This is a genomic window from Cognatundibacterium jejuense, assembly GCF_014284255.1.
Taxonomy (GTDB): Bacteria; Pseudomonadota; Gammaproteobacteria; order Burkholderiales; family Burkholderiaceae_D; genus Undibacterium; species Undibacterium jejuense.
In genome coordinates, this window is the sequence record NZ_JACOFV010000002.1 from 373748 (window position 1) to 392962 (window position 19215).

The 19215-nt window shown below is 46.1% G+C and carries 18 protein-coding genes; 6 read left to right on the plus strand and 12 right to left on the minus strand.

The window, feature by feature from the left end; all coding sequences use genetic code 11:
• Window positions 1–14: 14 nt before the first annotated feature.
• From H8K32_RS04060 to H8K32_RS04075, 4 genes are read right to left on the minus strand one after another with little or no spacing between them, the layout of a single operon-like run.
• Window positions 15–548 (minus strand): pilus assembly protein PilP, encoded by a 534-nt coding sequence (locus H8K32_RS04060; protein ID WP_186911191.1) that lies wholly within the window; start codon window positions 546–548, stop codon window positions 15–17.
• On the minus strand, window positions 545–1198 hold the full coding sequence (locus tag H8K32_RS04065) for a type IV pilus inner membrane component PilO (RefSeq protein ID WP_186911192.1): 654 nt from the start codon (window positions 1196–1198) through the stop codon (window positions 545–547). The genes H8K32_RS04060 and H8K32_RS04065 overlap by 4 nt, the downstream gene beginning before the upstream one ends.
• Window positions 1199–1222: 24 nt before the next feature.
• Window positions 1223–1855, minus strand: a complete 633-nt coding sequence (locus tag H8K32_RS04070) for a PilN domain-containing protein (RefSeq protein WP_186911193.1) — start codon at window positions 1853–1855, stop codon at window positions 1223–1225.
• Window positions 1855–2931: a pilus assembly protein PilM gene (locus tag H8K32_RS04075; protein WP_246447104.1), complete on the minus strand. Its 1077-nt coding sequence runs from the start codon at window positions 2929–2931 to the stop codon at window positions 1855–1857. Before H8K32_RS04075 ends, H8K32_RS04070 begins: the two co-directional genes overlap by 1 nt.
• 397 nt (window positions 2932–3328) lie before the next feature.
• On the opposite strand from H8K32_RS04075, the gene H8K32_RS04080 reads away from it, so the two are divergent.
• Window positions 3329–5569, plus strand: a complete 2241-nt coding sequence (locus H8K32_RS04080; protein ID WP_246447119.1) for a penicillin-binding protein 1A — start codon at window positions 3329–3331, stop codon at window positions 5567–5569.
• Between the two features lie 64 nt (window positions 5570–5633).
• On the opposite strand, the gene cyaY is transcribed toward H8K32_RS04080, so the two are convergent.
• A complete protein-coding gene (gene cyaY / locus H8K32_RS04085) occupies window positions 5634–5945 on the minus strand; it encodes an iron donor protein CyaY (protein WP_186911196.1) in 312 nt (103 codons plus the stop codon).
• 148 nt (window positions 5946–6093) lie between these two features.
• Here cyaY and lptM point away from each other — a divergent pair, with 148 nt between their 5' ends.
• Window positions 6094–6306: an LPS translocon maturation chaperone LptM gene (gene lptM / locus H8K32_RS04090; RefSeq protein ID WP_186911197.1), complete on the plus strand. Its 213-nt coding sequence runs from the start codon at window positions 6094–6096 to the stop codon at window positions 6304–6306.
• 77 nt (window positions 6307–6383) lie between these two features.
• On the opposite strand, the gene H8K32_RS04095 is transcribed toward lptM, so the two are convergent.
• From H8K32_RS04095 to H8K32_RS04120, 6 genes are all read right to left on the minus strand, one after another.
• Entirely contained in the window at window positions 6384–6995 is a 612-nt protein-coding gene (locus H8K32_RS04095; protein WP_186911198.1) for a 1-acyl-sn-glycerol-3-phosphate acyltransferase, read from the minus strand.
• Window positions 6996–7103: 108 nt separating this feature from the next.
• The gene (locus H8K32_RS04100; RefSeq protein ID WP_186911199.1) at window positions 7104–7727 is read right to left on the minus strand and encodes a protein-methionine-sulfoxide reductase heme-binding subunit MsrQ; all 624 of its coding nucleotides are present in this window, start codon (window positions 7725–7727) and stop codon (window positions 7104–7106) included.
• 1 nt (window position 7728) lies between these two features.
• Window positions 7729–8709 carry a protein-methionine-sulfoxide reductase catalytic subunit MsrP gene (gene msrP / locus H8K32_RS04105; RefSeq protein WP_186911200.1) on the minus strand — a complete coding sequence of 327 codons (981 nt, stop codon included), beginning with the start codon at window positions 8707–8709 and terminating at the stop codon, window positions 7729–7731.
• 256 nt (window positions 8710–8965) lie between these two features.
• Window positions 8966–10111, minus strand: coding sequence for a c-type cytochrome biogenesis protein CcsB (gene ccsB / locus H8K32_RS04110; protein WP_186911201.1), 1146 nt, complete (start codon window positions 10109–10111; stop codon window positions 8966–8968).
• 60 nt (window positions 10112–10171) lie between these two features.
• A complete protein-coding gene (locus tag H8K32_RS04115; RefSeq protein WP_186911202.1) occupies window positions 10172–12316 on the minus strand; it encodes a cytochrome c biogenesis protein ResB in 2145 nt (714 codons plus the stop codon).
• 167 nt (window positions 12317–12483) lie between these two features.
• The gene (locus H8K32_RS04120; protein WP_186911203.1) at window positions 12484–13152 is read right to left on the minus strand and encodes a c-type cytochrome; all 669 of its coding nucleotides are present in this window, start codon (window positions 13150–13152) and stop codon (window positions 12484–12486) included.
• A gap of 206 nt (window positions 13153–13358) precedes the next feature.
• Here H8K32_RS04120 and yihA point away from each other — a divergent pair, with 206 nt between their 5' ends.
• From yihA to sbcB, 4 genes are all read left to right on the plus strand, one after another.
• Window positions 13359–14126, plus strand: coding sequence for a ribosome biogenesis GTP-binding protein YihA/YsxC (yihA, locus tag H8K32_RS04125; protein ID WP_186911204.1), 768 nt, complete (start codon window positions 13359–13361; stop codon window positions 14124–14126).
• Window positions 14127–14330: 204 nt separating this feature from the next.
• Window positions 14331–15344, plus strand: a complete 1014-nt coding sequence (gene hemB, locus H8K32_RS04130) for a porphobilinogen synthase (protein ID WP_186911205.1) — start codon at window positions 14331–14333, stop codon at window positions 15342–15344.
• A gap of 288 nt (window positions 15345–15632) precedes the next feature.
• On the plus strand, window positions 15633–16883 hold the full coding sequence (locus tag H8K32_RS04135) for a sterol desaturase family protein (protein ID WP_186911206.1): 1251 nt from the start codon (window positions 15633–15635) through the stop codon (window positions 16881–16883).
• 101 nt (window positions 16884–16984) lie between these two features.
• Window positions 16985–18415, plus strand: coding sequence for an exodeoxyribonuclease I (gene sbcB / locus H8K32_RS04140; protein ID WP_186911207.1), 1431 nt, complete (start codon window positions 16985–16987; stop codon window positions 18413–18415).
• 51 nt (window positions 18416–18466) lie between these two features.
• On the opposite strand, the gene H8K32_RS04145 is transcribed toward sbcB, so the two are convergent.
• The gene (locus H8K32_RS04145; protein WP_186911208.1) at window positions 18467–19105 is read right to left on the minus strand and encodes a peroxiredoxin; all 639 of its coding nucleotides are present in this window, start codon (window positions 19103–19105) and stop codon (window positions 18467–18469) included.
• Window positions 19106–19215 lie beyond the last annotated feature (110 nt).

Sequence of the window (19215 nt, forward strand, 5' to 3'; positions counted from 1 at the left end):
ATTTATCAACGCATTCATTTTTGACTCTCCTGCAACTCAAGCTTGACCTTACGTTCAACCCACTCTCCCGCCGCATCTTGTACGGTTTCCTTTATATCAACACCATCTTCAGCAATCCCTGTTATCAAGCCGAAATTTTGACCTATATACCCGCCTACTTTCGCCTGATAGACAGTTTTATCTGCTTGAACCAAAGCTTGCTTCAGTCCGCCCTTTTCTATTGTTCCGACCATTTTGAGTGAATCAAGGGGGAAGGCTTCAAGTGCCTCTTTCCGGCGCTCCATATCGGGACCATTGTTAGAGTCTGCTTTCATTCGGGCGAGTACAGCCAGCAATTTTGAAGCATTAAAAGGATCCAACTCGTCTTTTTGAGTATACCCAGCCGGCACAAAAACTTTTGGCGGCACAAGCTTAGGCGTAGACAATTTCATCTCTTTTCTGGCTGTCGCCATCCATTCAGTCAGTTCGCTTGAACCGTTATCGCCGCAAGCGCTAAGAAAGCTTAAAGGCACTAGTAGCAATAAAAATGTAAACTTATTAAACGTCATTTTTTCGAGGCCTTTTTCAGGTTGGCCTGAGCCAAAACTTCATCTTTATCCAGATAGCGGAATGTCTTAGCAACAACTTCCAACGTCAAATTACTATCTTTCGTATTACTTGAAATACTTAAGTTATTTAAGGTAACAATCCTTGGTAACTTAGCAATATCAGCAACAAATTCACCGAGATCATGATAATTTCCTGTCAATTTGATATCAATCGGTAATTCAGCGTAATAATCTTTTACCGACACAAGGCCTGGCTTAAATGAGTCAAACTGTAAACCGCGTCCTGCACCAGCCTGATTAATATCCGACAATAATGCGTCCATTTCGGCTTTACTAGGAAGCTGTTTTTCCATTGCCGCAACGTACTGTTGCACCAATACCCTCTGATCCTTTAAAGCATCAAGATTTATCGCTTGCTGCAATTTTTCTTTATATTCTTGCTTAAGTTTCACTTCCTCTTGTTGCTTTTGGTTAATTTCTTCGTTCTGCCCATCCCAATAAAAGAACCAACTCAACAAAATAACGACGGCCAACACAGCCAGCGCAGCTGCCATCCTCGGGACTATAGGCCAAAGCCCCGGGTGTAAGCCATTCAAATCACGAAATTGGGCACCAATATCGTCAACAAGCTCTTGTACATTAATTGCCATTCCTGACCTTCCAATTCTTTTATCTTAATGACCAGGAGTTGGTCGATTCTTGTCCTGCGCCTGACCAGCCGCAGCACCTGAAGCCACATCTTCTTTCTCTCTCGGGCGCTTGATCGCAACATTAATCGAGAATTCGTACACTTTTTTTGCATCCCTTCCCTGACCTAGCCCAGAGGAATGAATGTCAACAAGTTCAGGTTTATACATCCATTCAGACTTACCTCCTAAACTACGAATGTAATCAGCAACGCGCTCTTGCGATTGAGCATAACCATTTAATGTAATCTTTTGTCCATCCTGTTTTAATTGACGCAAATATACGCCTTCAGGAGTGTATTTAACCAACTCATCTAGCAAATAGACTGGTTGATTTCGATCCCCCTGCAAATCTTCAACCGCTTGCTGCCTTGCCTTGAGCGAATCAATCTCTTGCTTCAAATTAACGATTTCTTTAATTTTCTCGTCGAGTTTGCCGTTTTCTTTTTTGATGAAATTAACCCTGTCTGTTTGCGTCCCAAGTTCACTAGCATTGATAGCGCCAACGACAATAGCAATTAATGCTCCAAGAATTGCCGCCAGCAATAACAAAGAGTAAAAATCTTTTTTGAGCTGTTTGCGTTTTTCTTCCCGGTGCGGAAGAAGATTGATTTTTATCATCAGCCAAATCTCCGCAGGGCCAGACCGCAAGCGATCGTGTAGGCTGGGGCATCATTGCGTAATACTTTTTCATTAACTCCAGCAGCCAGCTCCATCCCTTTAAATGGACTAATGACCGCAGTAGAAATTTTGGTTCGCTCAGCAACGATATCAACCAAACCAGTCACTACCGCACAACCACCCGTTAAAAATATTTGATCAACTCTGGTGTAAGGCGTAGACGTAAAGAAAAATTGAATAGCGCGAGTAACTTCGAGTGCAGCGTTTTCTAAAAATGGTTCAAGTAATTCCATTTCGTAACTATCTGGTAAATCCCCAGTTTTCTTCTTTAATTCGGCTTCCTCTTGTGACAAGCCATAATTACGAACGATATCTTGGGTCAATTGACTACCGCCAAATTGTTGTTCACGCTCATAAACCACTTCGCCATTGAGCAATATGTAAATATTCGTTCGTTTTGTACCTATTTGAAAAATCGCGTAAATTTGATCACGACCTTCGTTTGCCTGCATTTCAATCAATCGCACCATGGCAGCACGAGCAGCATAAGACTCAACATCCATCACTTTAGCCTGCAAACCCGCCGCTTGCGCAACAGCCACGCGATCTTCAATCTTTTCTTTACGGGAGGCAGCTAACATGACTTCAACGTCTTCTTGGTTAGGCGCAGGTCCGATAACACAAAAATCCAAACTTACCTCATCCATTGAAAACGGAATGTATTGACTCGCTTCCGATTCAACTTGAATTTCCAAGGCCTGATCGCTTAATGTTGCAGGCAGCAATATTTTTTTAGTAATTACTGCTGCCGCTGGCATTGCCAAAGCTACATTTTTAGTGTTGGCACCGCTTCTTTTTACTAATTTACGAATCGTTTCGGAAACTTGCTCGATATTTTCTATATTGCCGTCCTGAACCGCACCTTTTGGCAAAGGTTCAGAGGCATAACGTTCGAGACGATACGCCTTATTGCTGCCCTCAGTAAGCTCAACAAGCTTGATGTCAAACGAACTGATATCCAGCCCTATAAGCGGCGGATTTTTTCTGCCTAGCAGTGAAGCAAGATCAAAAGCCAAGAATATCCCCTCATAAACACTTTTGTGTGTATTTTTTACAAATTGAAACAAAGCATGCATCCTGGATGCAAGTTTTTGGAAATTCTCTTTAAAAACCGCTATTTACGAGACACTTATCCAATCCTACATGAAATCGTAGCAATATAGCCCGCATTGGTAAAGGACTTTCCTCAGAGCACGTTCAGAATGCGTTGCCAAATTTCCACTCGATGTATAAATTACATCTGATTAGAATTAATCCAGCAACCTTTAAAGGGATAAACGACGACAACCGTTATAATGTGGTTTGCTATTGCCACACTAGAAACTCATGTCAGATAAAGAAATTTCCTCTTCCAACGAGAATCAACAAAAAACGACAGCGAAGCCCAGTATTGGCAAGCGTATCCTTGTCGCGATGCTCAGTATCGTGGTTGGTTCAGCTGTTGCGATTGCACTCATCATAGGCTTCGCTCTCACTTTGGCCTATCCTAATTTACCTGAACTCGATTCAATTACGAGTTACAAACCCAAAATGCCGCTTCGGATTTTCTCTGCGGACAATGTATTAATAGGTGAGTTTGGTGAGGAAAGGCGTAACGTTGTTCGCTTTGATCAAATTCCTGAAATCATGAAGAAAGCAGTGCTGGCGATCGAGGATGATCGTTTTTACGAACATGGGGGTGTTGATTACTTAGGTATTACCCGTGCGACATTACACAATCTGACAGGGGGTGCAAAACAAGGCGCATCCACCATTACACAGCAAGTTGCCCGTAACTTTTTCTTATCGAGTGAACAGACTTTCAAACGAAAAATTTACGAAATATTATTGGCGTGGAAAATTGAACAAAATTTAACGAAAGATCAGATTCTTGAAGTCTATATGAATCAGATTTATCTGGGGCAACGTGCTTATGGTTTTGCTTCGGCTGCACAAATTTATTTTGGAAAAAACATTAAAGATCTGACGATCGCGGAAGCTGCGATGTTAGCGGGTCTACCCAAAGCGCCGTCAGCATACAACCCGGTAGCCAATCCACGCCGTGCAACAGTACGTCAACAATATATTTTGTTGCGCATGCATGATTTGAAATACATCACCGACGCACAATACGAACAGGCCAAGAACGAAGAAATTATCACGAAAACCGACAGCAGTGAATTTGGCATTCATGCAGAATACGTTGCTGAAATGGCTCGTCAATTAGTCTACGAACAATTCAAAGAGGACACCTATACCCGCGGACTGAATGTCTACACAACCATTACCAAGGCGGATCAGGATGCCGCTTACTTGTCTTTAAGACGTGGCGTCATGGACTATGAAAAACGCCATGGATATAGAGGCCCTGAAGCGATCATCGCGATCCCGGAAGGCAAAGAAGCCGCAGATGATGCAATTGAAAAGGCATTAGCGGAACACTCTAATAGCGACGATTTGCAGGTCGCAATGGTACTTGATGCGAATCCAAAATCTGTTCGCGCAGTCTTGGCTGATGGCGAAGAAATTCATATAGATGAAGCTGGCATTAGTTTTGCGGCAAGCGGCTTAAGTACTAAAACCCCTGCCAACAAACGCATCCAGCGTGGCGCAGTCGTACGCGTGATGCAAGAGGGTAAAAATTGGGTTATCACCCAAATGCCAGAAGTACAATCCGCATTCATTGCAACTGATACGCATGACGGCGCAATTAAAGCACTGGTTGGCGGTTTCGACTACAACCTCAACAAGTTTAATCATGTGACACAAGCATGGCGTCAACCTGGCTCGAGCTTTAAGCCCTTTATTTATTCCGCTTCTCTGGAAAAAGGTCTTTCTCCAGCAACAATCATTGACGATGCACCTATCAGTTTTGATGCTGGTCAGACTGGCGGGCAAGCGTGGGAACCAAAAAACTACGATGGCAAATATGAAGGTCTTATGACCATGCGTAAAGGTCTGACGAAGTCAAAAAATATGATTTCGATCCGGATTTTGCATAGAATCGGCGCGAAATATGGCCAGGAATACACGACACGATTTGGTTTTCTGCCTGAAAAAAATCCACCTTATCTTACCCTTGCACTAGGCGCTGGTGCTGTTACACCTTTGCAGATGGCAGGTGCTTACTCGGTCTTCGCAAATGGCGGATATAAAATCAATCCTTACCTGATCAATAAAATTACCGACAACAACGGCAATATTCTGGTGCAAGCAAAACCAGACAAAGCGGGTGATGAAGCTAATCGCGTGATCGACGAGCGCAATGCGTTCCTGGTTGATAGCATGCTCAAAGACGTGGTGCGTTATGGTACTGCGGCGAAAGCGATGGTATTAAAACGAACCGACCTGGCGGGTAAAACAGGTACCACGAACGATTCTTTTGACGCTTGGTTTGCTGGCTACCAATCCAAATTGGTCGGTATCGCATGGATAGGTTTTGACCAGCCAAGAAACCTCGGTAACCGCGAAACCGGTGGGGGTCTGGCTTTGCCAATCTGGATAGGCTACATGCAAAAAGCACTCAAAGATGTACCAATGGAAGAGCGACCTGTTCCAAATGGAATCATTTCGGCGAATGGGGATTTCTACTATGCTGAAAATCCACCCGGAGTTGCCGTACAGGATTTAACTACGCCAGCTATCATTGATGAAACGAGCCCAACGACGAACTAAGTGAAGCACTGAAAAGTTATTAGCTTCTAAACAAAAAGGGGAATCGAATGATTGCCCTTTTTGCTTACTTCCCTTGTTCTTTTCCTAATGCCGATAAAGTCATAAACAATTCGCTACCATCTCTGGTATTTAACCAGTGCTGCCCATCATATTTGTAATGAAAGCCGCCGCTACGTGCCGCCAGCCACATTTCTTGCATTGGCGCCTGGCTATTAACGATCATTTTCGAGCCGTTATTGACAAATTCTATCGTCAAAACATTGCCGCTACGGCTACACTCAACATCTAATTCGTCGTTGTCGAATGCTTTTTCAAACATTTCTTCCACCTGCGCCAGGCAAGACTCCGCCAGTATCAGGAATTCAGATTCAGTCATGCTACACTCCTTTGATTGATTCATGCTTTAATTCACGCGTTGATTTACGCTGTGATTTACGCTGTGATTTACGCTGTGATTTACGCTGTGATACACACGTTGATTCACACTTAAAACGCCATTCTATACGTTGTTAGACAAATTCAAGATGCGACCACTTATTTACTCTCTGATTTTAGCTGCCATCTCGGCAAGCCTGCTTGGTGCATGCGGTGCGCGTGGCCCTTTGTATATGCCAAATAAAGCCTTAACCAATGAATTGCCGATTTCCAGACCGGTAACCACACCAGCTCCAGACGCAGCGCGTACAACTGCCAGTAGCTCTGCGGAAGGCACCAGCATGACTCCTGAGAAAAAATAAGAGCGGAGCGAAATAAAAAAACACCTCTTTGCACTTGATGTCAAAGAGGTGTTTTTTACTTCCAGGTCTCGCCTAATTTAATTTTCACGGAATTGTATGGCTCCAGCCTGTTTTGGCCGGCAACCTTGAACGCCAGCGTAGACGTCACGAATTTTTTGTAAATCGGTGTTCGTGTCACCGCTGAGTTCCATGTAATCGACCAGACTGATTTCTTTGCGCGAAAAATCGAAATATGCGCAGCCCAATGGAACTTTGGCTGCGAGCGCAATGTGATAAAAGCCACTGCGTAAGTAAGGACGGAAACTACGCGTACCTTCTGGTGTAATAGCTAACCAATACCAATTGGAACGATTAATTTTCTCTGCCAATCTGGCAATAGCACCTGTAGATACGCCACGCTCTATTGGTTCACCGCCCAACTTGCGAATGATGCGGCCGATAGTGGCGCCGGTAATTCCTTCAAACAAACTCGATTTAGCAATGAAATGAAATGGCATCCCTATCGCGAGTTTAGCCAAAATACCGATAGCAAAATCCCAATTAGATGTATGTGGGTAAACGATAATGACCCCTAAAGGTCCCGGTAATGGCCGGTAATTTACTTTCCAGCCTATGCTGTTTAACACTCGGATAGCACAACGTTGGGTGAGTGTCTCCGCTTGCTCTTTTTGTAGTTGATATGTCGTCATACTTGGTCAGCCGCTCTTGCCGAATAAAATGAGAGCTGAACATTATGCCGTGTAACACCTCGGGAAGCAAAAGCAGTGCAGCATTTCTTGCCCCCCCCTGCATATTCCCTAAGCGCTAGCCTGATTGCGCGCTGTCGCTGACCAATGCCACCAAACCCGTGCCAGCAACAAGGTGCCGACCAAGGCAGCAAACATCAATGGTTGTGTTAAATCATGCTTGCCGGATTTCATCCAGTAATAATGCAAAACGCCAAACGGTACGATCACATAAACCAGCTTATGCAACAGTTGCCAACGTTTGCCGCCGAGACGTTTGATCATCCCATTGGTACTGGTGAGAGCGAGTGGTAGCAAGCCTACGAAAGCGATAAAACCCACAGTAATAAACGGGCGTTTGAGTACATCTTTCCACATTTCCTGTACGTCAAAAAAATGATCGAACCACAAGAAAGTCAAAAAGTGCAGACTTGCATAAAAGAAGCCATACAGACCCAACATACGGCGCAGCTTTAATAACCACGGCACATTCAGCAGCCTGCGTACTGGCGTCACTGCTAAAGCAATACATAGGAAATACAAGGTCCAGTCACCGGTATTGCGGGTAATAAACTCGACTGGATTGGCACCAAGTTTATCGAGAAACGCGAATGCCACGAGACGAAAAAAAGGTAGCAGCGCCAGCAGAAAAATAACTGCTTTGATGCCCGAAATTTGCTTTTGTGAGAGTGCCATATCAGAAAAATTTTTTCAGATCCATGCCGGAATACAAGGAGGCCACTTCAGAATACCCATTAAACATCAGGGTTTTACGCTTGCGTGCAAATAGACCATCTTCACCAATCCGGCGTTCTGTCGCCTGCGACCAGCGCGGGTGATCGACCTCAGGATTGACGTTAGAATAAAAACCGTACTCACGAGGAGCCGCACTATTCCAGGCCGTGCGCGGCTGGTCTTTTACAAAACGGATTTTAACAATCGATTTCGCGGATTTAAAGCCATATTTCCAAGGCAAAGCGATTCGAACTGGCGCCCCATTTTGGTTTGGCAATACCTCGCCGTACATGCCAAAGGTCAGCAGAGCCAATGGGTGATTTGCTTCATCCAGACGCAAGCCTTCGACGTACGGCCATTCGAGCACCGGACTGCGCAAACCTGGCATCTGTTTTTTATCATCCAAGGTGATGAATTCTATGTAACGCGCGTTCGCTGTCGGCTCAACTTTTTTGATCAGATTTGATAAAGAATAACCTATCCATGGAATCACCATTGACCAACCTTCTACGCAACGAAGACGATAAATGCGCTCTTCAAGCGGAGCCAATTTAATCAGACTATCGATATCCAGCGTGATCGGTTTCTTGACCTCACCTTCTATCGTGACCGTCCATGGTCGCGTTTTCAGGCTGCCAGCGGTTTGGGCAGGCTCTGACTTATCGGTGCCAAATTCATAAAAATTATTGTAGGTCGTGGCATCTTTGTACGCCGTTTTTTTCTCGATCAGCGCATACGCAGGATTGAGTGTGGCGGCCATTTTTTGTGCGCCCAGTGTTTGCGCAAAGGCTTCACGATTGGCCATTTCGTACAAAGAAGTACCAGCGATCGAACCAACGGCTAATTGGCGGATAAAGTCACGTCGCGACTCGAATATTGCGCGCGGTGTGATTTCGGAAGAAAGCGGCAGATCGATGCCGTCAGGGCGAGATTTAATCAGCATATTGAACTCCGTAGTTGAGATGCCAGGCAAAACAGTCATCGTTCTGACCGCTGTTTTGCTACTTAGTTTCTCATGAGTCGAAGAACTCTGCTGATCCTTACATTTTTCAGGGATTCGCGAACAAGTACCGTAGCAAAAAACAAATGCCAGCAGTGTTGATGTTCGGAAAGGCTTAGAGAAAACTAACTTTTTCTCTAAGCCTCTGCATTAAGGAGTTTGAAGTTTATTTAGAAACGCTACTTATAGAGCAAACTACTTATAAGGTTCCGTAAGAATGCAAACCTGACAAGAACATATTCACGCCAAGGAAAGCAAACGTCGTGACCAGCAAGCCCACCAGTGCCCACCATGCGGCGACCTGGCCACGCAAGCCCTTCATGAGACGCATATGCAACCATGCCGCATAATTCAACCAGACGATGAGCGCCCAGGTTTCTTTCGGGTCCCACGACCAATATCCACCCCAAGCCTCTGCTGCCCATAACGCACCAAGGATAGTGGCGATAGTAAAGAACGTAAAACCAACCGCAATCGCCTTGTACATCACGTCGTCCAACACTTCGAGGCTAGGCAGACGATCTTCGAGGTAACCCTTGGATTTGAGTAAATAAGCCAGACCGACCATCGCAGCCAATGAAAACGTACCGTAACCAATAAAGTTCGCTGGCACGTGTATCTTCATCCACCAGCTTTGCAATGCTGGTACCAAGGGCTGAATATCCGCCGCATCACGGCTCACCGTGTACCACAGCAAGAATCCGACAGCGGCAGAGATCACCAGCAAGACAAAAGGTCCTAGTTGTAAAGTGGCGTATTGTTGCTCATAGTACAAATAGAACAAAGCGGTGATCATCGAAAACAAAATAAACACTTCGTACAAATTAGAAACCGGGATATGCCCGACATCCATCCCCACCAGATACGATTCATACCAGCGCACCAACATTCCGGTAAAACCCATGATCACGGCCGCCCAGCATAGAACCGAACCGACCGATGAGCCAAAATTGGAACGCGCAATCAAACCGCCCCAATAGAATAGCGTGGATAAAAAGAACAGCGTTCCCATCCACAAAATCGCCGATTGGCTCGACAACAAGTATTTCAGGAAAAATTTCTGATTTGCCATGTCCAGCGAACCACCATACAAATGAATCGCGAACAAACTCAGCACGGCTAAGAGAGGTATCAACCAGCGCACCGGCTTCCAATGCCAGCCCAGCCAGGCAAAGGTCGGTGCGGCGAGCAACAAAACGCCTTTTTCGTACACATCCATAAAGCCGCCAAAACGGCTTAAAGCAAACAGTGACGCCATACTCAGGGCAACAGCGTAAAGCCAATCAAGCACTGTCAGTCGCTTGAAAAAGCCCTGATATGGCGTGTAGTTCTGCGTTATTTCCATTTTATGTCCTCAAACAGCCAACCCTGACTGTCAGTGTAGTCGATCATTGGGATTTCGTTCTCACGCTTGTCCGTGATGAACGATTTGTCCTAATTGTATTTTTAACTGCTCAAATTCTTTCTCAAAATCCAGCGTCTTTCGCTGTGAGCTTAAGGCCATCAGTATAGTCGTTGTAGCGGCATCGTCTTTGAGCCAGATCCATAAACGACGCTCGCGGATATAGAACATCGAAAATACGCCCAATACTAACAACAAACAACCAAGATAGACGACTTTTTTGCCCGGTGAACGAGTCACTTGCAATACCGAGGCTTTGACTTCTTCAAAACTCTTTAGTTGCAAATACACCGGCGCACCGTAGAAAAATGCGTCAGACATCGCCCCTGTGGCTAATAGTAAAAAGCGCGCATGTTTGTCGTCCAATTCCAGCTCAGGCAAACCGTCTTGGGCGCGCGCCATTTGCCATAAATCCCACATGCTGCCATTCAAAATTTTCATGAACACATCGGCCGCTTTGGCTTGATCGTTGGCGGGAATTTGCTCCAGGAATTTAGAAATGGCGACAAAGCCTGCTTGTTTGCCATCACCCGCAAAAATCGACAAACTCTTTCTGGCTGATTCTGCCAGTTGGGTTTGCAGTTGTTTGGCATTCGGCACAGACGATGACATCGCACGTGCCGCATAACGTTGCGCAGCAGCATCGCGTAAAGCCGGGTTATTCATGGCGGCACGCAGGCGCATCCATTCATTGACGGTATCGTTATCGTCTGCCGGAATACGCAGATAACGGAAGGCATCAGCAGGCGAATCCCGCGTACCAGCAAGGAACATATAATCGCCATCGATCAACAGCGATTGCATGTAGTTGCTGAATTCTCTTGCCTGTCCGGTCTTATCGCGCAATTTGTACTGCACGCTGGGACCGACATTTTTTAAATCTTTGTTATTGGCGTTTTTACCAGCTGAGCCCAGGTGCTTATTCAAATCGGTACTGAATTGCTCATTAAACGTTTGCTTGGCATTGGCAGCACGCACATCTGCGCCATTGCGTGCCATGTTCTCGACGTTGAACGGTCTGAATCCTGACCATTCTATCGTCATGTCGTTACCATCCTGACCTGACAATGGTGTTGAACCGCCAATTTCTCCAGCGACTTCAAATGGTTTTGCTTGTCCACCGGACATAGGGAAGGCAGCGAGCTTCAATCGACTACCGCCATCTTCAAAGCTTGACTGATAGACGGCGATGCCCTTGTAGATCAAAGGCTGATTCACCTTGATCGTTGAAGAAAAGCTTTTTCCGGTGTCGTGATCCACAATTTCTACATCGCTGGCGAAGAGCTTAGGCATGCCCGTTGTATAAAAATCGATGGTGAATTTTTTGAGGCGAATAGTGAACGGCAAATCCTGAATAAACACGCCGGTTTGTTGTGGGATGATCGCGGTGTCGCTGCTCGCGCCTTCCGGAATCATGGTATTACCGCGGAAAGTAGGATTAGCCAACGACAGTCGATGTTGCTCAGGAATTTTAGCAATGATGCCATTGCCGTCAAACGGTACCTTGCCCATAAACCATTGCTGAAAATGGATGGGCATTTCGGAATCGAGCATACCGCCTATGCAAATGATAACGATCGCGCTGTGGGCAAAAATGTAACCCCACTTATTTGCCGCCCCTTGCTTAGCGGTGATTAATGTCGCGCCATCTTTTTCTATCAATTTGAAGCGATAGCCAATACGTGCCAGATGGGCGGTCAGTGCCGGAACTATTGCGGTGCGGGTTTCTTTTGCTTGCCATTCAGCCTTATGGTGAAAATTACGTAGTGACTGCTCACGCACATTTTCACGCCAGCTGCGCATGTCTTTCAACATCTTGGGCGCATTACGAATCAGACACAAGCTGGTCGATAAAACCAGAAAACCCATGATGGTCAAAAACCACCAGGCTGTATACACCGAATACAAACTAAACGACTTAAAGACTTCAAACCAGAACGGCCCAAATTGATTGACGTAATTTGGCATTGGTTCATTTTGCTTCATCACGGTACCGATGACGGAAGCAATCGCGATCAACGTCAGCAAACTAATCGCAAACCGCATCGATGAAAGTAATTCTATGGCATCCGCCAACCAGGCTTTGCGGGTGTTGATGTGTATGCCGCCGGTGGAAGTCGCCAGTTCGGCATCGATCTTATTGTCCATACTGCTCCGAGAATAACCTGAAAAAAAGGGGATGGCATTTCGCCACCCCCTCCGTATTGCATGTCAAAAATAGCGGATAACCTCTACTCAATCTTTCTACAGCAACTGTGGCAGCTACTGCAACTGGGTCACAGCGAGCGAAAGAGGTGATAATCCGATTTTTTGAATTATTTTAAGCCAGCGACGTAATCCGCAACGGCTTTCATTTCATCGTCAGACATTTTTTTGCCGATGGAAACCATCTGTGCACTGTTTTTACGAGCGCCAGTGCGGAAGTTGGTCAACTGCGCAATGGTATAATCCTGATGTTGTCCAGCAATACGTGGGAACTGTGCAGGAATACCAGCGCCGTTAGGACTATGGCAACCAGCACAGGCAGGCACGTTTTTCTCAGCAATACCACCACGGTAAATTTGTTTACCCAGTTCAACGATGTCTTTATTTTTCGCGGCACCTGGGGCAGATTTTTGTAGCGATAAATAAGCAGAGACGTTTTTGACGTCTTCTGGTGTCATTGCTTTGGCAAATGTTGTCATAACCGGATTATTACGATCAGCGCCGGTAAAGTCATGCAATTGCTTAGAAATGTAGGCTTCGTGCTGTGCCGACAGTTTAGGATTGACTGAAATAGTAGAGTTGCCGTGCTCACCGTGGCAAGAGACGCAGGCAACAATGCCACGTGCTGCATCACCATTGGTGAATAAAGCCTCGCCTTTGGCCGGATCGGCTTTGGCTGACTTAGCTGCTTCGTTGGCATACGCCACAGAAGTAATAGAAGACATAGCCAAAATGGCAATGCTAATGGATTTCAAAACTGGTAAGAAAGCACGGTTCATTCATACACCCTGAGACTAAGTAATAGAAATCGGCCCTGATGGCGACACGTAGCTACTAATTTGGCTTGATGCGAATCAAACCGATATTGATATCCAGAGTAGGACTGGACTTGTTTACTTCTGCCCATATCTAACCCCTTATTGTACAATAGCTTTTAAGCGTTTTTACCGCTGACTGTTGCATTTTTCAATCTTTCCTTTCCTCTATGTCTATCCTCTGGCAAGCCCGCTTCTTTACTACGGTAAATCATTTACGTGATCTACCGCGTTCCCACGTACCGGAAATCGCATTCGCCGGCCGATCTAACGCTGGCAAATCGACCGCCATTAATACCCTATGTAATCAAAAGAAACTTTGTTTTGCATCAAAAACTCCTGGACGAACCCAGCACATTAACTATTTTTCCATCGGCGGCGCCCACGTCGGTCAGCATCGTAAAGACGAAACACGGGTCGATGAGATCCGTGCGCTGATCGTGGATTTGCCTGGATATGGTTATGCGGAAGTACCAGGAGCGGCAAAACAACACTGGAATCAGTTGCTCGGTGCGTATGTACAGCGTCGTACGCAACTGGCAGCATTGGTGTTAATCATGGATGCCCGCCGTCCTTTCACTGATCTGGATATCCAGATGCTGGAGTGGTTTGCGCCGACTGGCCGCCCGATCCATTGCATTTTGACCAAAGCAGACAAATTAAACCGCAATGAATGCACCAATGCTTTGCGCCAGGCCAAAGAAGTGTTATCTCAGTACGTAGATAATGAGGGACCTTTGTTCCCGTTCACGATCCAATTATTCTCTGCCCTGAAACGAATCGGCATAGAAGAAGCGGACGCAACGATACAAAGACTGGTCGGACTTGACCGTGAGCCGGAACTGCTGAATGACGGCGCAGAAATCGATGATGCTGACCACGCTTCTGAGGAAATTGACAGCACAGGTAAGGCTGAAGACAATCCTGAAGCACAGTAATTAAAGGAAAAAAGCCCCGACTCATGTAGGAATCGGGGCAATAACACCGTTTAGCATAGGGACCAACGGTGCCTGCTCAGGGAAAGGAAGCAGTAGGTCAGGAGACGCTCTTAACCTAAGCGATCAGATGCAGTAAGTCGGAAAAAGTTTCATCGAAGTTCGATTATTATTTGTTTTTTGGCCTCAATTCTTTTTTTAAAAATTATGTCCCATCATAAAACTACCCAATTCCCCGCTGTGCGTATGCGTCGCATGCGCAAGGACGTCTTCTCACGTGCGATGATGCGTGAAAACATTGTGACCGCTGCCGACTTGATTTATCCGGTCTTTGTTATTGATGGCGTCAATCAATGCGAAAAAGTCGCATCCATGCCAGGTGTTGAGCGTGTCTCTATCGATGTCTTGTTAGGTGTGGCGGAAGATTGCGTCGCTTTGGGCATTCCGGTGATGGCACTGTTTCCGGCAATTCATTCCAGCTTAAAAACACCGGACGGCATTGAAGCGACGAATCCTGAGGGTTTGATTCCACGCGCGATCCGCGAATTGAAAAGCCGTTTCCCGGAATTAGGCATTTTAAGTGACGTAGCTCTTGATCCTTACACCAGCCACGGCCAGGACGGTTTGCTGGATGCGAACGGCTATGTCATGAATGACGAAACCACCGAGATGCTGGTTAGGCAGGCGCTCACGCATGCGCGCGCGGGTGCAGACATTGTGGCTCCTAGCGATATGATGGATGGCCGCATCGGCGCAATCCGTCATGCTTTAGAAGCAAACAATTTCATCCATACACGCATCATGGCTTACTCGGCTAAATATGCGTCAGCGTTTTACGGTCCTTTCCGTGATGCTGTGGGCTCCGCTGCTAATCTGGGCAAAAGCGACAAAGCCAGCTACCAGATGGACCCAGCCAATAGTGATGAAGCCTTGCGTGAAGTGGCACTCGATCTGGAAGAAGGCGCTGACATGGTCATGGTCAAACCAGGTATGCCGTATCTGGACATCGTTCGTCGCGTGAAGGATGAATTCCGCGTACCGACTTTTGCTTATCAGGTTAGTGGTGAATACGCGATGATCAAAGCAGCTGCGCAAAATGGCTGGCTCGACCATAACAAAACCATGATGGAATCCATGCTGGCATTTAAGCGTGCGGGTGCCGATGGTGTACTGACTTACTTTGCACGTGATATTGCGCGTTTATTGAAACATCCAGATTAATTTTCGTTTCAAAAAAATCAAAACCTTCTGGCGTCTGGACGCCGAAGTGAAGAGGCACAGAATAAAAGCCAGAGAAAGCCATCGCGGTTTTCATCACTTTTATTCTGTGCTTTTGTCTTTGATGCATCTTTGTCTTTACAAAAGTATTGGCGGATTCAATTCATACAGTTTTCACTGAATTTAAGCGATTTTCTATCATATTGATAAATCATATAAATAAATTCGTCTTGCCCTCAAGCGCAAAGCTAATTAGCATGTTCCAGATAGATTTTCATTCTGGGGCAACACATGCAAGAAAAAATTATCCTTTTCGCGAGCCCGGTATTTTTCGTATTGCTTGCGACTGAATTCATCGTCGCCTTACGTCGTCAGCGTCACACTTACCGGATCAACGATGCAATCAGCAGCATCAGTCTGGGCATCATGAGCCAGATTTCCGCGGTATTTTTAAAAGTTTTTGTGATCGGCATTTATGCCTGGGTCGCGCGCCATTTTGCACTTTTTCAATTGTCAGCAGACTCGGTCTGGGTCTGGGTCAGCGGCTTACTGTTGTACGATTTTTTGTATTACTGGCTGCACCGCATGGGGCATCACACGAATTTGCTGTGGGCTGCACATGTCGTGCACCACCAAAGCGAAGAATACAATTTATCGACGGCATTACGGCAAACCAGCACTGGCCCGCTGTTTGGGTGGATTTTTTATATGCCCCTGGCAATTCTGGGCTTTCCCCTGCAAGTGTATGTCGTCGTTGCCTTAATCGATCTGATTTATCAATTCTGGATACACACGCAGCAGATCAATAAGCTTGGCTGGTTTGATCGTGTTTTTGTCTCGCCGTCCAATCATCGGGTACACCACGCCGTCAACGACTTGTATCTGGATAAAAATTTTGGCGGCATTTTAATTATCTGGGACAGGATTTTTGGTACCTATGCGCAAGAGCAAGATGCCCATCCGGCGGTCTTCGGTACACGCAAACCCTTACAGAGCTGGAATCCGCTGTGGGCCAATCTGGAAGTCTATCAGGCCGTTGCTTTAGATGCGTGGCGTACCAAACGTTGGAGCGACAAATTCAAAATCTGGCTAATGCCACCAGGCTGGTTACCTGCAGATCTGGCGAGTCAGAACAAAACTACGCCATTTAACTTAAACCATCCCGTTTACAATCCGCCGCTCAGTACAGGCATGCTGTGGTATTGTCTTGCCCAATTTACTATGACGATGCACACCACCACGCATTTCTTGCTATCGGCACCGTCCGCAAACTTTGCATCAAGTGCCTTGTATGCGTTCTGGCTATTCGCGGGATTTTGGATCGTTGGAGGATTATTAGAACAAAAGAGAAAATTCATCGTTCTGGAATCCTTGCGCCTGATGCTGGGTGCAGCAATGGTGGTATATAGCCCAATGTGGTTCGGCATTGTGTACTTACCACTTTGGGCACAAGTAGGTATCATTGGCACTTGCCTGATATCTTTGTTTTCTCTCGGAATGATCGTCCGGAATTCCTCAGTATCAGTTTTACATACCAATTAATACAGGGTGGGAGTATCAGTTAAAAATGGTCTGACGAGCTTTGTTCGTATAGATATTTTTAAATACTCCCCCTACCATTAATAACGAACAAACTTTAACGCATGCAAGACTACACATTTCTGTGGCACGACTATGAAACCTTTGGCGCCGTTCCGCGCCGTGATCGCCCGGCACAATTTGCTGCGATACGCACCGATGCGGAATTAAATGAAATCGGTGAAGAAATCATGGCCTATTGTCAGCCTGCAACAGATTTTTTACCTGAACCACAAGCTTGCCTGATCACCGGTATCACACCACAAACTTGCCTGGAGCGAGGCGTACCCGAATACCAGTTTGCACAAACAATTGAAGCTGCGTTTGCCCAATCCGGCACCATTGGCGTCGGCTACAACACGATACGCTTTGACGATGAAGTCACCCGTTTTTTATTCTGGCGCAATCTGATCGATCCCTATGCGCGTGAATGGCAAAATAATTGCAGTCGTTGGGACATCCTGGATGTGGTTCGCACTGCTTATGCTTTACGCCCTGATGGCATACATTGGCCGAAAAATTCTGAAGGCAAAACCAGCTTCCGTCTTGAACATCTCAGTGCAGCCAATGGGCTGAGCCACGAAGCTGCGCATGATGCTTTATCCGACGTCCGTGCGACGATCGCGTTTGCACGTTTGCTGCGTGAGAAAAATCCACGCCTGTTTGATTTCTGTTTGAGCTTACGAAAAAAAGATCGCGTGATGGAAGAGATAGGCTGGCCCGTCAAACGCCCCTTACTGCACGTCACTGGCATGATTCCGGTCGAACAGGGTTGTCTGACTGTGGTCTGGCCTTTGGCGATGCATCCTAGCAATAAAAACGAAATCATCGTCTGGGATTTACAAGCGGATCCTACAGAACTATTTTCCCTGACAGCCGATGAAATTCAATTGCGTATGTTCAGCAAAGCCAGCGATCTGCCAGAAGGCGTACAGCGTTTGCCAATAAAAACCATCCACATCAACAAATCGCCTATCGTCATCAGCAATTTAAAAACCCTGAGCGCAGAACGTGCCGCGCATTGGTGCATAGCGATGGATCGCATCATGGCGCATGCCGACATCGCCGCCACCGCACCTGACATGAGCGCCATTTGGGATGCCGTTTTTGATCGCCCGCAACTCGCAGCTAATGATGTCGATGAAGACCTCTACAACGGCTTTATCGGCGCTGGTGACCGTCGCTTACTCAACGACCTGAGGCACATGTCGGCAGCGCAGTTAACGCAAGCACAGCCATCGTTTCAAGATCCACGCCTGGAAGAATTATTTTTCCGCTACAAAGCCAGAAACTTCCCTGAAAGTTTGAATCAAGATGAGCTTGAACAATGGGAAGAACACCGCGCCCAGCGCCTGCACGAGGGTATCGGCAATGCTTTAACAGTAGAGCAGTATTTTGAAAAGATTGATCAATTGTCGGAAGAGGCCGATGAGCGCACGGAAGAAATTTTAGGAGCGTTGTACGACTATGCCGAGCATGTAACACCCTCGCGTTGAATTTGTTGATGGCAAAAAAAACCCGACTTAGCGTCGGGTTTTTTTCGAAAATTACTTATTCGGTTGTGGTGTAATACGCAGATAAGGCTTAGGTGCGCTATAACCTTTTGGATATTTCTGCTTGATGACTTCTTCATCTTTGATCGACAAAGGAATAATCACGTCATCGCCATCGCGCCAGTTGCCTGGTGTAGCGACAGTGTAGCCATCGGTCAGTTGCAAGGCATCGATCACGCGCAGGACTTCATCAAAATTACGGCCTGTCGATAATGGGTAAGTAATGATCAGACGTACTTTTTTCTTAGGATCAATGATGAAAAGCGAACGCACTGTCACTGTTTCAGATTGATTTGGATGAATCATATCGTACAGAGTCGCAACCTTGCGATCTGCATCAGCGACGATAGGGAAGCCAACCACGGTCTTTTGTGTCTCTTCAATGTCTTTGATCCATTGAATATGAGAAGCAGCTCCGTCTACTGACAGAGCGATCGCTTTGACATTACGCTTATCAAATTCTGGTTTGAGTTTTGCAGTCAGGCCTAACTCTGTGGTGCAGACTGGGGTGAAATCTGCAGGATGGGAAAACAATACTACCCATGAATCACCAGCCCATTCGTGGAACTTCAGATGTCCAATCGAAGAATCTTGCTCAAAATCTGGTGCGGTGTCGCCTAAACGTAAAGTCATGTTTCTCTCCAAAAAAGCATAGGGTTTAACTATAAAACTTGCTTACTGACGATTCAAGAACAGAGAAGTTGCAAGCTTATACCTTATTAAATATATAAAAATAAGATGGC

Excerpts from the sequence above, each read along its gene's own strand:
- H8K32_RS04060 (WP_186911191.1), bottom strand. The coding sequence starts at position 548 with ATGACGTTTAATAAGTTTACATTTTTATTGCTACTAGTGCCTTTAAGC.
- H8K32_RS04065 (WP_186911192.1), bottom strand. The coding sequence starts at position 1,198 with ATGGCAATTAATGTACAAGAGCTTGTTGACGATATTGGTGCCCAATTT.
- H8K32_RS04070 (WP_186911193.1), bottom strand. The coding sequence starts at position 1,855 with ATGATAAAAATCAATCTTCTTCCGCACCGGGAAGAAAAACGCAAACAG.
- H8K32_RS04080 (WP_246447119.1), top strand. The coding sequence starts at position 3,329 with ATGCTCAGTATCGTGGTTGGTTCAGCTGTTGCGATTGCACTCATCATA.
- cyaY (WP_186911196.1), bottom strand. The coding sequence starts at position 5,945 with ATGACTGAATCTGAATTCCTGATACTGGCGGAGTCTTGCCTGGCGCAG.
- lptM (WP_186911197.1), top strand. The coding sequence starts at position 6,094 with ATGCGACCACTTATTTACTCTCTGATTTTAGCTGCCATCTCGGCAAGC.
- H8K32_RS04095 (WP_186911198.1), bottom strand. The coding sequence starts at position 6,995 with ATGACGACATATCAACTACAAAAAGAGCAAGCGGAGACACTCACCCAA.
- H8K32_RS04100 (WP_186911199.1), bottom strand. The coding sequence starts at position 7,727 with ATGGCACTCTCACAAAAGCAAATTTCGGGCATCAAAGCAGTTATTTTT.
- msrP (WP_186911200.1), bottom strand. The coding sequence starts at position 8,709 with ATGCTGATTAAATCTCGCCCTGACGGCATCGATCTGCCGCTTTCTTCC.
- ccsB (WP_186911201.1), bottom strand. The coding sequence starts at position 10,111 with ATGGAAATAACGCAGAACTACACGCCATATCAGGGCTTTTTCAAGCGA.
- H8K32_RS04115 (WP_186911202.1), bottom strand. The coding sequence starts at position 12,316 with ATGGACAATAAGATCGATGCCGAACTGGCGACTTCCACCGGCGGCATA.
- H8K32_RS04120 (WP_186911203.1), bottom strand. The coding sequence starts at position 13,152 with ATGAACCGTGCTTTCTTACCAGTTTTGAAATCCATTAGCATTGCCATT.
- yihA (WP_186911204.1), top strand. The coding sequence starts at position 13,359 with ATGTCTATCCTCTGGCAAGCCCGCTTCTTTACTACGGTAAATCATTTA.
- hemB (WP_186911205.1), top strand. The coding sequence starts at position 14,331 with ATGTCCCATCATAAAACTACCCAATTCCCCGCTGTGCGTATGCGTCGC.
- H8K32_RS04135 (WP_186911206.1), top strand. The coding sequence starts at position 15,633 with ATGCAAGAAAAAATTATCCTTTTCGCGAGCCCGGTATTTTTCGTATTG.
- sbcB (WP_186911207.1), top strand. The coding sequence starts at position 16,985 with ATGCAAGACTACACATTTCTGTGGCACGACTATGAAACCTTTGGCGCC.
- H8K32_RS04145 (WP_186911208.1), bottom strand. The coding sequence starts at position 19,105 with ATGACTTTACGTTTAGGCGACACCGCACCAGATTTTGAGCAAGATTCT.